The 14,944-nt window shown below is 67.2% G+C and carries 9 protein-coding genes; all 9 read left to right on the top strand.

The features are described 5' to 3' along the window. Nucleotides 1-56 precede the first annotated feature (56 nt). A complete protein-coding gene (rpoB, locus tag AB0I12_RS37385) occupies nucleotides 57-3,539 on the top strand; it encodes a DNA-directed RNA polymerase subunit beta (protein ID WP_359939441.1) in 3,483 nt (1,160 codons plus the stop codon). 68 nt (nucleotides 3,540-3,607) lie between these two features. Further along, nucleotides 3,608-7,468 (top strand): DNA-directed RNA polymerase subunit beta', encoded by a 3,861-nt coding sequence (locus tag AB0I12_RS37380; RefSeq protein ID WP_359939438.1) that lies wholly within the window; start codon nucleotides 3,608-3,610, stop codon nucleotides 7,466-7,468. 165 nt (nucleotides 7,469-7,633) lie between these two features. Beyond that, complete coding sequence (locus AB0I12_RS37375) at nucleotides 7,634-8,944, top strand: nuclear transport factor 2 family protein (RefSeq protein WP_359939435.1); 1,311 nt, start codon at nucleotides 7,634-7,636, stop codon at nucleotides 8,942-8,944. Next, on the top strand, nucleotides 8,937-9,698 hold the full coding sequence (locus AB0I12_RS37370; RefSeq protein ID WP_359939432.1) for a maleylpyruvate isomerase N-terminal domain-containing protein: 762 nt from the start codon (nucleotides 8,937-8,939) through the stop codon (nucleotides 9,696-9,698). The genes AB0I12_RS37375 and AB0I12_RS37370 overlap by 8 nt, the downstream gene beginning before the upstream one ends. A gap of 278 nt (nucleotides 9,699-9,976) precedes the next feature. Next, nucleotides 9,977-10,351, top strand: coding sequence for a 30S ribosomal protein S12 (gene rpsL, locus AB0I12_RS37365; protein WP_130384649.1), 375 nt, complete (start codon nucleotides 9,977-9,979; stop codon nucleotides 10,349-10,351). After that, entirely contained in the window at nucleotides 10,351-10,821 is a 471-nt protein-coding gene (gene rpsG / locus AB0I12_RS37360) for a 30S ribosomal protein S7 (protein ID WP_131286359.1), read from the top strand. Before rpsL ends, rpsG begins: the two co-directional genes overlap by 1 nt. Before the next feature lie 71 nt (nucleotides 10,822-10,892). Then, nucleotides 10,893-13,004 carry an elongation factor G gene (gene fusA / locus AB0I12_RS37355; RefSeq protein WP_359939427.1) on the top strand — a complete coding sequence of 704 codons (2,112 nt, stop codon included), beginning with the start codon at nucleotides 10,893-10,895 and terminating at the stop codon, nucleotides 13,002-13,004. A 72-nt stretch (nucleotides 13,005-13,076) separates the two neighbouring features. After that, the gene (gene tuf / locus AB0I12_RS37350; protein WP_359939424.1) at nucleotides 13,077-14,270 is read left to right on the top strand and encodes an elongation factor Tu; all 1,194 of its coding nucleotides are present in this window, start codon (nucleotides 13,077-13,079) and stop codon (nucleotides 14,268-14,270) included. A 360-nt stretch (nucleotides 14,271-14,630) separates the two neighbouring features. Next, nucleotides 14,631-14,939 carry a 30S ribosomal protein S10 gene (rpsJ, locus tag AB0I12_RS37345; RefSeq protein WP_012923688.1) on the top strand — a complete coding sequence of 103 codons (309 nt, stop codon included), beginning with the start codon at nucleotides 14,631-14,633 and terminating at the stop codon, nucleotides 14,937-14,939. Nucleotides 14,940-14,944 lie beyond the last annotated feature (5 nt).

Below are 14,944 nucleotides of genomic sequence, written 5' to 3'. Positions count from 1 at the left end.
CTTGGCGTGCGCTCCCAGCACCGATGTGATTTTGCGAGCCCGTGGAAGGACGCCCCTTGGTCGCCTCGCGCAACCCCCAGTCCGACAGCATTTCCAACGTCACCGGCCCCCGCCGCATCTCCTTCGCAAAGATCTCCGAGCCGCTCCAGGTTCCGGATCTGCTTGCGCTGCAGGTGGACAGTTTCGACTGGCTGGTCGGTAACGAAACGTGGCAGGCCCGGGTGGCCGCCGCTGAGGCCGAGGGGCGGTCGGACCTGTCCGGCCCCAGCGGCCTGGAAGAGATTTTCGAGGAGATCTCCCCGATCGAGGACTTCAGCGGCACCATGTCGCTGTCGTTCCGCGACCACCGTTTCGAGCCGCCGAAGAACACGGTCGACGAGTGCAAGGAGCGCGACGTCACGTACTCCGCGCCGCTGTTCGTCACGGCCGAGTTCATGAACAACGAGACCGGCGAGATCAAGAGCCAGACCGTGTTCATGGGCGACTTCCCGCTGATGACCCGCAAGGGCACGTTCGTGATCAACGGCACCGAGCGCGTCGTCGTGTCGCAGCTCGTCCGTTCGCCCGGTGTGTACTTCGAGCGCACGCCGGACAAGACGTCCGACAAGGACATCTTCACCGCCAAGATCATCCCGTCGCGCGGCGCGTGGCTGGAGTTCGAGGTGGACAAGCGCGACATGGTCGGCGTCCGCCTCGACCGCAAGCGCAAGCAGAACGTCACCGTCCTGCTGAAGGCGCTCGGCTGGACCGACGCGCAGATCCTCGAGGAGTTCGGGGACTACGAGTCGATCCGCCTGACCCTGGAGAAGGACCACACCTCCGGCCAGGACGACGCGCTGCTGGACATCTACCGCAAGCTGCGTCCGGGTGAGCCGCCGACCCGCGAGGCCGCGCAGGCGCTGCTGGAGAACTACTACTTCAACGGCAAGCGCTACGACCTGGCCAAGGTCGGTCGCTACAAGATCAACAAGAAGCTCGGCCGGGACGAGGCGCACGACCAGGCGGTGCTGACCGTCGACGACATCGTCGCCACGATCAAGTACCTGGTCGCCCTGCACGAGGGCAAGACCGAGCTGCCGGCCCCGCGCGGCGAGATCGTGGTCGAAGAGGACGACATCGACCACTTCGGCAACCGGCGCCTGCGGACCGTCGGCGAGCTGATCCAGAACCAGCTGCGCACCGGCCTGGCCCGGATGGAGCGCGTGGTCCGGGAGCGGATGACGACCCAGGACGTCGAGGCGATCACGCCGCAGACCCTGATCAACATCCGTCCGGTGGTGGCGGCGCTGAAGGAGTTCTTCGGCACCTCCCAGCTGTCGCAGTTCATGGACCAGACCAACCCGGTCGCGGGCCTGACCCACAAGCGCCGGCTGAACGCGCTCGGCCCGGGTGGTCTGAGCCGTGAGCGGGCCGGCTTCGAGGTCCGTGACGTGCACCCGTCGCACTACGGCCGGATGTGCCCGATCGAGACCCCGGAAGGCCCGAACATCGGCCTGATCGGCTCGCTCGCGTCGTACGGCCGGGTGAACGCGTTCGGCTTCGTCGAGACGCCGTACCGCAAGGTCGTCGACGGCCAGGTCACCGACCAGGTGGACTACCTGACCGCCGACGAGGAGGACCGCTTCGTCATCGCGCAGGCGAACGCCGCGCTGAACGACGAGAACCGGTTCGCCGAGGAGCGCGTGCTGGTCCGTCGCCGGCACGGCGAGGTCGAGCTCGTGCCGGTCGAGGACGTGGACTACATGGACGTCTCGCCGCGCCAGATGGTGTCGGTGGCGACCGCGCTGATCCCGTTCCTCGAGCACGACGACGCCAACCGCGCGCTGATGGGTTCGAACATGCAGCGCCAGGCGGTGCCGCTGATCACCTCGGACGCCCCGCTGGTCGGTACCGGCATGGAGTTCCGCGGTGCGGTCGACGCCGGCGACGTGGTCGTGGCCGACAAGGCCGGTGTGGTCAAGGAGGTCTCGGCCGACCTGATCGAGATCGCCGCCGACGACGGCACCTACCAGACCTACCGGATGGCGAAGTTCCGCCGCTCGAACCAGGGCACCTGCATCAACCAGCGCCCGCTGGTCGACGCCGGGGCCCGGGTCGAGATCGGGACGCCGCTGGCCGACGGTCCCTGCACCGACGAGGGCGAGATGGCCCTCGGCCGGAACATGCTGGTCGCGTTCATGACCTGGGAGGGCTACAACTACGAGGACGCGATCATCCTCAGCCAGCGCGTCGTGCAGCAGGACCTGCTGACCTCGATCCACATCGAGGAGCACGAGGTCGACGCCCGCGACACCAAGCTGGGCCCGGAGGAGATCACCCGGGACATCCCGAACGTCTCCGACGAGATGCTGTCCGACCTGGACGAGCGCGGCATCATCCGGATCGGCGCCGAGGTCACCACCGGTGACATCCTGGTCGGCAAGGTCACCCCGAAGGGCGAGACCGAGCTGACCCCGGAGGAGCGGCTGCTGCGCGCGATCTTCGGTGAGAAGGCGCGCGAGGTCCGCGACACGTCGCTGAAGGTCCCGCACGGCGAGGAGGGCACCGTCATCGGCGTCCGGGTCTTCGACCGGGACAACGGCGACGAGCTGCCGCCGGGCGTCAACCAGCTGGTCCGGGTGTACGTCGCCCAGAAGCGGAAGATCTCGGTCGGCGACAAGCTGGCCGGCCGGCACGGCAACAAGGGCGTCATCTCGAAGATCCTGCCGGTCGAGGACATGCCGTTCCTCGAGGACGGCACCCACGTCGACGTGATCCTGAACCCGCTGGGCGTGCCCGGCCGGATGAACGTCGGCCAGGTGCTGGAGACCCACCTCGGCTGGATCGCCTCCCGCGGCTGGGAGGTCGACCCGGAGAACGAGGAGGAGTGGGCGCAGCGGCTGATCAAGATCGGCGCCGGTGCGGCCGAGCCGATGACGAACGTCGCCACTCCGGTGTTCGACGGCGCTACGGAGGACGAGGTCACCGGCCTGCTGAGCTCCACGCTGCCGAACCGGGACGGCGTCCGGATGGTCAACGGGCAGGGCAAGGCGAAGCTGTTCGACGGCCGTTCGGGTGAGCCGTTCCCGGACCCGATCGGTGTCGGCTACATGTACATCCTGAAGCTGCACCACCTGGTCGACGACAAGATCCACGCGCGCTCGACCGGTCCGTACTCGATGATCACCCAGCAGCCGCTGGGCGGTAAGGCCCAGTTCGGTGGCCAGCGGTTCGGCGAGATGGAGGTGTGGGCCCTGGAGGCCTACGGTGCCGCCTTCGCGCTGCAGGAGCTGCTGACCATCAAGTCCGACGACGTCGTCGGACGGGTCAAGGTGTACGAGGCGATCGTCAAGGGCGAGAACATCCCGGAGCCGGGTATCCCGGAGTCGTTCAAGGTTCTGGTCAAGGAAATGCAGTCCCTCTGCCTCAATGTCGAGGTGCTCTCGTCCGACGGAAGCCGGGTCGAGATGCGCGACAGCGAGGAGGACGTCTTCCGGGCGGCGGAGGAACTGGGAATCGACCTGTCCCGGCGCGAGCCGAACAGCGTCGAGGAGGTCTGAGCGGGTTGCCGCTTGACATCAACAACCAACTCACTCAGACCACTTTTAGCAACGGGAGATAACACATCGTGCTCGACGTGAACTTCTTCGACGAGCTTCGGATCGGCCTGGCGACCGCGGATGAGATCCGCCAGTGGTCGCACGGCGAGGTCAAGAAGCCGGAGACGATCAACTACCGGACCCTCAAGCCCGAGCGTGACGGTCTGTTCTGCGAGAAGATCTTCGGTCCCACCCGGGACTGGGAGTGCTACTGCGGCAAGTACAAGCGCGTTCGCTTCAAGGGCATCATCTGCGAGCGGTGTGGCGTCGAGGTCACCCGCTCCAAGGTGCGCCGCGAGCGGATGGGCCACATCGAGCTGGCCGCGCCGGTCACCCACATCTGGTACTTCAAGGGTGTCCCGTCGCGGCTCGGCTACCTGCTCGACCTCGCCCCGAAGGACCTGGAGAAGGTCATCTACTTCGCGGCGTACATGATCACCGACGTCGACGACGAGGCCCGGCACCGCGATCTGTCCTCGCTCGAGGGCCGGGTGGACGTGGAGCGCAAGCAGCTCGAGAACCGTCGTGACAACGACATCGAGCAGCGGATGAAGAAGCTCGAGGAGGACCTGGCGCAGCTCGAGGCCGAGGGCGCCAAGGCCGACGTACGCCGCAAGGTCAAGGAAGGCGCCGAGCGTGAGGTCAAGCAGCTGCGCGACCGCTCGCAGCGTGAGATCGACCGCCTCGACGAGGTCTGGACCCGGTTCAAGAACCTGAAGGTCCAGGACCTCGAGGGCGACGAGATCCTCTACCGCGCCATGAAGGAGCGGTTCGGCAAGTACTTCGAGGGCGCCATGGGCGCCGCCGCGATCCAGCGCCGGCTGGAGACCTTCGACCTGAAGGCCGAGGCGGACAACCTGCGCGAGACGATCAAGACCGGTAAGGGGCAGCGCAAGACCCGCGCCCTGAAGCGGCTGAAGGTCGTCACCGCGTTCCTGGCGACCAACAACAGCCCGATGGGCATGGTGCTGGACTGCGTCCCGGTGATCCCGCCGGACCTGCGCCCGATGGTGCAGCTCGACGGTGGCCGGTTCGCGACCTCGGACCTGAACGACCTGTACCGCCGGGTGATCAACCGGAACAACCGGCTCAAGCGACTGCTCGACCTGGGCGCGCCGGAGATCATCGTCAACAACGAGAAGCGGATGCTGCAGGAGGCCGTCGACGCGCTGTTCGACAACGGCCGCCGCGGCCGTCCGGTCACCGGCCCGGGCAACCGGCCGCTGAAGTCGCTGTCCGACATGCTCAAGGGCAAGCAGGGCCGCTTCCGGCAGAACCTGCTCGGTAAGCGCGTCGACTACTCCGGTCGTTCGGTGATCGTCGTCGGCCCGCAGCTGAAGCTGCACCAGTGCGGTCTGCCGAAGGCGATGGCGCTGGAGCTGTTCAAGCCGTTCGTGATGAAGCGGCTGGTCGACCTCAACCACGCGCAGAACATCAAGTCCGCCAAGCGGATGGTCGAGCGTCAGCGCGCCCAGGTCTGGGACGTGCTGGAAGAGGTCATCACCGAGCACCCGGTCCTGCTGAACCGTGCACCTACGCTGCACCGGCTCGGCATCCAGGCGTTCGAGCCGCAGCTGATCGAGGGCAAGGCGATCCAGATCCACCCGCTCGTCTGCTCCGCGTTCAACGCGGACTTCGACGGGGACCAGATGGCGGTGCACCTGCCGCTGTCGGCCGAGGCGCAGGCCGAGGCCCGGATCCTGATGCTGTCGACGAACAACATCCTGAAGCCGGCCGACGGCCGTCCGGTCACGATGCCGACCCAGGACATGGTCATCGGCATCTACTTCCTGACCATGCTGAAGGAAGGCGCCAAGGGCGAGGGCCGGGCGTTCAGCTCGGTGGCCGAGGCGCTGATGGCCTTCGACCGCAACGAGCTGTCGCTGCAGGCCAAGATCACCATCCGGCTGGACGGGTCGGCCGCTCCGGCCGGCGCGACCGCGCTGCCGGGCGGCGGGTTCTCGCTGGAGACCACGCTGGGCCGGGCGCTGTTCAACGAGGCGCTGCCGGCGGACTACCCGTTCGTCGACACCGAGGTGGGCAAGAAGCAGCTCGGCGGGATCGTCAACGACCTGGCCGAGCGGTACACCAAGGTCGAGGTGGCGCACGCGCTGGACGCGCTGAAGGACCTCGGTTACTACTGGTCCACCCGTTCGGGTGTCACGGTGTCGATCGACGACTTCAGCACGCCGCCGTCGAAGCCCGAGATCATGGCCCGGTACGAGTCCCAGGCCGAGAAGGTCCAGAAGCAGTTCGAGCGGGGTCTGATCACCTCGTCCGAGCGGCGTCAGGAGCTGATCGAGATCTGGACCGGCGCCAACGCCGAGGTCGGCAAGGCGATGGAGGAGAACTTCGCCAAGGACAACCCGATCTGGATGATGGTGCACTCCGGTGCCCGAGGCAACATGATGCAGATCCGGCAGATCTCCGGTATGCGTGGTCTGGTGGCCAACCCGAAGGGCGAGATCATCGCCCGGCCGATCAAGTCCAACTTCCGTGAGGGCCTGTCGGTGGTCGAGTACTTCATCGCCACCCACGGCGCCCGGAAGGGTCTGGCCGACACCGCGCTGCGGACCGCCGACTCGGGGTACCTGACCCGGCGTCTGGTGGACGTGTCGCAGGACGTCATCATCCGCGAGGAGGACTGCGGGACCGAGCGGGGCCTGCCGAAGCAGATCGGCGAGAAGGGCCCGGACGGCAAGGTCGTGCACGCCGAGAACGTGGAGACCAGCGCGTACGCGCGGACCCTGGCCACCGACGCCCTGGACGCCGACGGCAACGTCGTGCTCGCCGGTGGCGCCGACCTGGGCGACGTGTCGATCGCGAAGCTGGTCGCGGCCGGCCTCGAAGAGGTCAAGGTCCGGTCGGTGCTCACCTGTGACGCCAAGACCGGTACCTGCGCGAAGTGCTACGGCCGTTCGCTGGCGACCGGCAAGCCGGTCGACATCGGCGAGGCGGTCGGCATCATCGCGGCCCAGTCCATCGGTGAGCCGGGGACGCAGCTGACGATGCGGACCTTCCACACCGGCGGTGTCGCGGGTGATGACATCACCCACGGTCTGCCGCGTGTCGTCGAGCTCTTCGAGGCGCGTCAGCCCAAGGGCAAGGCGCCGATCTCGGAGGCCGCGGGCCGGATCTCGATCGAGGACACCGACAAGACCCGGAAGCTGGTGCTGACGCCGGACGACGGGTCCGAGGAGGTCGCCTACCCGGTCTCCAAGCGCGGTCGCCTGCTGATCGAGGAGGGCCAGCACGTCGAGGTCGGCCAGCAGCTGACGCAGGGTACGCCGGACCCGCAGGAGGTTCTGCGGATCCTGGGTGTCCGCAAGGCGCAGGAGCACCTGGTGGACGAGGTCCAGGAGGTGTACCGGTCGCAGGGTGTGGCCATCCACGACAAGCACATCGAGATCATCGTCCGGCAGATGCTGCGCCGGGTCACGGTGATCGAGTCGGGCGACGCCCAGCTGCTGCCGGGCGAGCTCGCGGACCGCGTCACCTTCGAGGCGGAGAACCGCCGCGTGGTGGCCGAGGGCGGTACGCCGGCCTCAGGCCGTCCGGTGCTGATGGGTATCACCAAGGCCTCGCTGGCCACCGAGTCGTGGCTGTCGGCCGCCTCCTTCCAGGAGACGACCCGCGTCCTCACCGAGGCCGCGATCCACGGCAAGTCCGACTCGCTGGTCGGTCTGAAGGAGAACGTCATCATCGGAAAGCTGATCCCGGCGGGTACCGGCATGGACCGTTACCGCAACATCCGGGTGGAGCCCACCGAGGAGGCGAAGGCCGCGATGTACTCGATGGTCGGCTACGAGTCGTACGACTACGACTTCGGCCCGTCCAGCGGTCAGTCGGTCCCGCTCGACGACTTCGACCTCGGTTCCTACCAGAACTGAGCGCAGTCACACCGCCGAGGGCGGCACTTCCCCTGCCGGGGAGGTGCCGCCCTCGCGGCGTTTACAGGCCAGTACAGGGCTAGTACGGGGCCGGTACAGGGCGGGGTGGGAAAGACACTCGGGGTGGCGGCTGAAAGTGTGGGCGGGATGCGCCAAGATTGGTCCATGACGGATCTGCCGGCCTACCTGCGGCCTTTCGTCTTGGGGGTTCTGGAAGGTTCTGACGTACGTGTCGATCGCCTCGGGGAGATCGACCTGTACCGCCCGCCCGGTACCGCCCGAGGCGGCGCAATTCTCTTCGTGCACGGGGGACCCGGACCCGCGAACCTCGAGGTGATGCCTCGGGACTGGCCGGTCTACAAGGGCTATGCAACCGCTGCCGCCAGGCGTGGCCTGGTGTCGGCGGTGGTCGACCACAGCCTGATTCACGGCCTGGACCGACTGGTCACGGCCGCGGACGAGGTGGAGGCTGCGGTCGGCGTACTGCGTTCCGATCCACGCGTCGATCCCGATCGGGTCGGCCTGTGGTTCTTCTCGGGCGCCGGCCTGCTCGCCGGGGAATGGCTGGACAGCCGCCCCGACTGGCTGCGTTTCGTCGCCCTGACGTACCCCCTGCTCGCCACCCCGCCCGGTGTCGACGACCTGGTAACCGCCGCCGAGGTGATCGGCAAACACAAGGACCTGCCGGTTTTGCTGACCAGAGCTGGACTCGAGCGTGAGGAGCTCGCCGGTCCGGTAGCGGAGTTCGTCTCCGCGGGCGGCGCCGCGCTGGACATCATCGACGTACCGAAAGGGCACCACGGGTTCGACATGCTCGACCACACCGAAGAATCACGCGCCGCCGTCACCAAGGCCCTGGACTGGGCGATCGCCCACCTCGGCGAGGAACCCGGCGACGACACCAAGCTCCTCGTCCCGCCTCCGACCAAGAAGAAGACCACCTCCACCCGCCGTACGACGTCCGCCGCCAAGGCAGCCGTCGCGGTGAAGACGCCGCCGGCCCCGGCTGAACCCGCTACTCAGCCGGCCCCTGTCGTCACCACGCCTGTCCCGCCTGCCCCTGTCACACCTGCACCCGTCACACCCGCGCCGGTGGCCGCCCAGGCCCCGTTGGCCGATCTGGGCTTCGCGACGGTCGCGGCCGTCACCGCGGACACCCCGGCCGCGCGGGTGATCGCCCGTGAGCACGCCGCGTACGCCGCCCACGATCTCGAGGCCTTCCTGGCCATGTACTCGCCGACTGCCCGGATCCTGCGCGCGGACGGCTCCGAGCTGAAGGGCCGCCGGTTCCTGCGCGAGTTCTACCGGCCGCGCTTCGACGCCGGCGAGTGCAAGACCGAAGTCGTCCAGCGGTTGTCGCTGGGGGAGTGGGTGGTGGAGCACGTCGTCAGCTACGAGGACGGCGGATCCGCCCCGCAGTTGGCCCTGTACCGGGTCGTCGACGGGTTGATCACCGACGTCGAGTTCCGTGTCTGACCAACCGATCGACCATCTGACCGAGTTCGAGCGGGTGGCCGCGGAGTTCGCGGCCACCCTCGAACGGGTCGACCCGGAGGCGGCGGTCCCGGCCTGCCCCGGCTGGACGGTCGCCGACCTGGCCCTGCATCTGGGGTCGGGACAGCGCTGGGCCGCGTCGATCCTGCTGTCCGGCACCGCCCAGAAGGTGCCGGAGGTGCTCCGTACGACGATCTCCTGGGCGGACTGGTACGCCGGGACCAGCGCGGCCCTGGCGGCAGCGCTGCGGGCGGTCGATCCGGACGAGCCCTGCTGGAACTTCGCCCCGGTCGAGCAGCGGGCCGGGTTCTGGGCTCGCCGGCGCCTGCATGAGACGGCCGTCCATCTCGTGGACCTGCTCCAGGCCGCGGCGGCGACGGGCGAGCAGCCCGGGACCGCGCCGTACGTCGTCCGGCCGGCGATCGCGGCCGACGGAGTGGACGAGGTGTTCGAGGTGTTCCTGCCCCGGATGCTGGCCCGCGGATTCGCGCCGGCTGTCACCCGGCAGATCGGCGTCCGGGCCGTCGACACCGGCGACGAATGGACGCTGACGCCTGTGTCACAAGGGATTGCGCCGCGGGTGGAGCAGGCGAAGGCGGTCGGCGAGGCGGTCCTCACGGGCACCGCCGCGGACCTCGGCCTGTGCCTGTGGAAGCGCCTGCCGCCGACCGTTCTGACGGTCACCGGAGACGCTGCCGTGGCCACCGATTTCCTGGCCGGGAGGGCCACTCCGTAAGCCTTGTACACTGGAAGGGCGGAAGGCTCGCTACCGTGGTCGATTACTCATTTTGACCGTGCTAGGGGCACCCGCTAGTCTTAACGATCGTGCCCGGGGTCTTTCCTGGGCCGTCATGCGTGCCCCTCGTCCAACGGGTCGGGCCGCGTGGCACGGGACTCCTGCCGACAGTCTGGAAGATTACGGCGTCGGTCTGCTCGTGCGCACGCGACACACCCGACCGCGGGGGTCAGGCGAAAGCTACAAACCCAGCCGGACGACAGAAAGAGACCCACGCGGTGCCCACCATTAACCAGCTGGTCCGCAAGGGCCGCCAGGACAAGGTGTCCAAGAACAAGACGCCGGCCCTGAAGGGTTCCCCTCAGCGTCGTGGTGTGTGCACGCGCGTCTACACGACCACGCCGAAGAAGCCGAACTCGGCGCTTCGCAAGGTTGCACGTGTCCGCCTGACCAGCGGCATCGAGGTCACCGCCTACATCCCCGGCGTCGGCCACAACCTGCAGGAGCACTCGATCGTGCTCGTCCGCGGCGGTCGTGTGAAGGACCTCCCGGGTGTCCGGTACAAGATCATCCGCGGTTCGCTCGACACCCAGGGTGTGAAGAACCGGAAGCAGGCTCGCAGCCTGTACGGCGCGAAGAAGGAGAAGAGCTAATGCCGCGCAAGGGCCCCGCCCCGAAGCGCCCGGTCATCATCGACCCGGTCTACAGTTCGCCGCTCGTCACCCAGTTGATCTCCAAGATCCTGGTCGACGGCAAGAAGCAGATCGCGCAGAGCATCGTCTACAGCGCGCTCGAGGGCACCCGGACCAAGACCGGCACCGACCCGGTGATCACGCTGAAGCGTGCGCTGGACAACGTGAAGCCGAGCATCGAGGTGAAGAGCCGCCGCGTCGGTGGCGCCACCTACCAGGTGCCGATCGAGGTCAAGCCGGGCCGGTCGACCACGCTCGCGCTGCGCTGGCTGACGACGTACTCGCGGGCCCGTCGCGAGAAGACCATGTCCGAGCGCCTGATGAACGAGATCCTGGACGCGTCCAACGGTCTCGGTGCGTCGGTGAAGCGCCGCGAGGACACGCACAAGATGGCCGAAGCCAACAAGGCTTTCGCCCACTACCGCTGGTGATCCGGGGTCCGATCCGGACTCCAGCGCTCACCCCTTTGACGCAGTACAGAATCGAGAGGTAGACCACCGAGGTGGCCGTACAAATCACCACCGACCTGGCCAAGGTCCGCAACATCGGGATCATGGCCCACATCGACGCCGGCAAGACGACGACGACCGAGCGGATCCTCTTCTACACCGGTATCACTTACAAGATCGGTGAGGTCCACGACGGCGCCGCCACGATGGACTGGATGGAGCAGGAGCAGGAGCGCGGCATCACGATCACGTCCGCCGCGACGACCTGCACCTGGAAAGACCACACCATCAACATCATCGACACCCCGGGTCACGTCGACTTCACCGTCGAGGTGGAGCGTTCGCTGCGCGTCCTCGACGGTGCCGTCGCTGTCTTCGACGGTGTCGCCGGCGTGGAGCCGCAGTCGGAGACGGTCTGGCGTCAGGCCGACCGGTACGGCGTACCCCGGATCTGCTTCGTGAACAAGCTGGACCGGACCGGCGCGGAGTTCATGCGCTGCGTCGACATGATCGTCGACCGGCTGGCCGCGGTGCCGCTGGTGCTGCAGCTGCCGATCGGGTCCGAGGCCGACTTCATCGGCGTCGTCGACCTGATCGGGATGCGCGCGCTGACCTGGCGCGGCGAGACCACGATGGGTGAGGACTACACCGTCGAGGAGATCCCGGCGACCCACACCGAGATCGCCGCCGAGTGGCGCGACAAGCTGATCGAGACGCTGGCCGAGGCCGACGACGAGATCATGGAGCTGTACCTGGAGGGCGACGAGCCCACCCAGGAGCAGATCGTCGCGGCCATCCGCCGGGCGACCATCGCCAGCAAGCTGACTCCGGTGCTGACCGGGACGGCGTTCAAGAACAAGGGCGTCCAGCCGCTGCTGGACGCCATCAACGCCTACCTGCCGAGCCCGATAGACGTCCCGGCCATCGAGGGCCACGACGTCAAGGACTCCGACAAGGTCGTGCTGCGCAAGCCGGCCGACAGCGAGCCGTTCTCGGCGCTGGCGTTCAAGATCGCGGCCGACCCGCACCTGGGCAAGCTGACCTTCATCCGGGTGTACTCGGGCAAGCTCGAGACCGGCACCCAGGTGCTGAACCCGACCAAGGGCCGCAAGGAGCGGATCGGCAAGATCTACCGGATGCACGCGAACAAGCGTGAGGAGATCGCGTCGATCGGCGCCGGCCACATCGTCGCCGTGATGGGTCTGAAGGACACCACCACCGGCGAGACGCTGGCCGACCCGTCGAACCCGGTCGTGCTGGAGTCGATGCAGTTCCCGGCCCCGGTCATCTCGGTCGCCATCGAGCCCAAGTCGAAGGCCGACCAGGAGAAGCTGGGCGTCGCGATCCAGCGGCTCGCCGAGGAGGACCCGACCTTCCAGGTCCGGACCGACGAGGACACCGGCCAGACGATCATCGCCGGTATGGGCGAGCTGCACCTCGAGGTGCTGGTCGACCGGATGAAGCGCGAGTTCCGCGTCGAGGCCAACGTCGGCAAGCCGCAGGTCGCCTACCGCGAGACCATCAAGAAGAAGGTCGAGAAGGTCGACTACACGCACAAGAAGCAGACCGGTGGCTCGGGTCAGTTCGCGCGCGTGATCATCAACATCGAGCCGACCTCGGTCGAGGCCGGCGGCGAAGGCGGCTACGAGTTCGTCAACTCCGTGACCGGTGGCCGCATCCCCCGGGAGTACATCCCGTCGGTGGACGAGGGCGCCCAGGAGGCGATGGAGTTCGGTGTACTGGCCGGCTACCCGATGGTGGACGTCAAGGTCACGCTGACCGACGGCGCCTACCACGACGTCGACTCGTCCGAGCTCGCCTTCAAGATTGCCGGTTCGATGGCCTTCAAGGATGCCGCCCGCCGGGCGAACCCGGTCATCCTGGAGCCGATGTTCGCTGTCGAGGTCACCACCCCCGAGGACTACATGGGTGAAGTGATCGGCGACCTCAACTCACGCCGTGGCCAGATCCAGTCGATGGACGAGGGCCCCGGTGGCAGCCGGGTCGTGAAGGCCCTGGTGCCGCTGTCGGAGATGTTCGGGTATGTCGGTGACCTGCGGTCGAAGACCCAGGGCCGCGCGTCCTACTCGATGCAGTTCGATTCCTACGCCGAGGTTCCGAAGAACGTGGCGGAAGAGATCATCAAGAAGGCCCGGGGCGAGTAGTCTCTCGCTCCTGACCACCACACCCCAAGCGCGTCGGCGTACGGCGTAGTCAATTTATCTAGGAGGGCCCCAGTGGCGAAGGCGAAGTTCGAGCGGACTAAGCCGCACGTCAACATCGGCACCATCGGTCACATCGACCACGGTAAGACCACTCTTACCGCGGCGATCACCAAGGTGCTGCACGACAAGTACCCGACGCTCAACGAGGCATCGGCCTTCGATCAGATCGACAAGGCGCCGGAAGAGCGCCAGCGCGGTATCACCATCTCGATCGCGCACGTCGAGTACCAGACCGAGGCCCGGCACTACGCCCACGTCGACTGCCCGGGTCACGCGGACTACATCAAGAACATGATCACCGGTGCGGCTCAGATGGACGGCGCGATCCTGGTCGTCGCCGCCACCGACGGCCCGATGCCGCAGACGCGTGAGCACGTGCTGCTCGCCCGTCAGGTCGGCGTGCCGGCGATGGTCGTCGCCCTGAACAAGTGCGACATGGTCGACGACGAGGAGATCCTGGAGCTCGTCGAGCTCGAGGTCCGCGAGCTGCTCTCGGAGCAGGAGTTCGACGGCGACAACGCGCCGATCGTGCGGGTTGCCGCGCACCCGGCGCTGCAGGGCGACGCCAAGTGGGGCGAGTCGATCATCGAGCTGATGAACGCCGTCGACGAGTACATCCCGCAGCCGACTCGCGAGATCGACAAGCCGTTCCTGATGCCGGTGGAGGACGTCTTCACCATCACGGGTCGCGGCACGGTCATCACCGGCCGGATCGAGCGCGGTGTCGTCAAGATCAACGAGACCGTCGACATCGTCGGCATCCGTCCGGAGAAGCAGACCACCACGGTCACCGGTATCGAGATGTTCCGCAAGCTGCTCGACGAGGGCCAGGCCGGTGAGAACGTCGGTCTGCTGCTTCGCGGCACCAAGCGCGAGGACGTCGAGCGCGGCATGGTCGTCATCAAGCCGGGCACCACGACCCCGCACACGAACTTCGAGGCGTCGGTCTACATCCTGTCGAAGGAGGAGGGCGGCCGTCACACGCCGTTCTTCCAGAACTACCGCCCGCAGTTCTACTTCCGGACCACCGACGTCACCGGTGTCGTCACGCTGCCCGAGGGCACCGAGATGGTCATGCCGGGCGACAACACCGACATGACGGTCGAGCTTATCCAGCCGATCGCCATGGAGGACGGTCTGAAGTTCGCGATCCGTGAAGGTGGCCGCACCGTCGGCGCCGGCCGGGTCACCAAGATCCTCAAGTGATCTCATGAGGTCCGCGAGGGCTCGAACCTGAGCCCCCGCGGACCTCTGCTTTGTGCCTGATCCGGCGCTCAGGTGGTACCGGATCAGGCGTGAAGCCACCCGATTGGCGTTCCGGCGCCGATCTCTGGCACAATATTCAGGTTGCTCAGGCGAGGCCGCCGGGGTGCGCCCCAGATCTTCTTGATCTGGCTGGTGCGCTGGACCGGAGACCACGCCGAGGTTCCGGTCCGAGACCGGGCCCCGATCTCCAACCAAGGTCGACGAAGCGGTGAGTCACGCGCGTTCCGCGCCCGCGACACACCCGACCGCGGGGGTCGGAGCGACGAAGGCGAAGACGATAGAGAAGGACGAAGCGAAGCGATGGCGGGACAGAAGATCCGCATCCGGCTGAAGGCCTACGACCACGAGGTCATCGACAGCTCGGCACGCAAGATTGTCGACACGGTGACGCGTACTGGTGCGAAGGTTGCTGGCCCGGTGCCGTTGCCGACGGAAAAGAACGTGTTCTGCGTCATCCGCTCGCCGCACAAGTACAAGGACAGCCGCGAGCACTTCGAGATGCGCACCCACAAGCGGCTCATCGACATCATCGACCCCACGCCGAAGACCGTCGACTCGCTGATGCGTCTCGACCTGCCGGCCGGTGTCGACATCGAGATCAAGCTCTGAGGGAC

Origin of the sequence: Kribbella sp. NPDC050459 (genome assembly GCF_040655315.1) — a bacterium.
Classification (GTDB): domain Bacteria; phylum Actinomycetota; class Actinomycetes; order Propionibacteriales; family Kribbellaceae; genus Kribbella.
The sequence above is the reverse complement of the archived record's forward strand: the minus strand, read 5'-3'. Positions and strand labels throughout refer to the sequence as shown.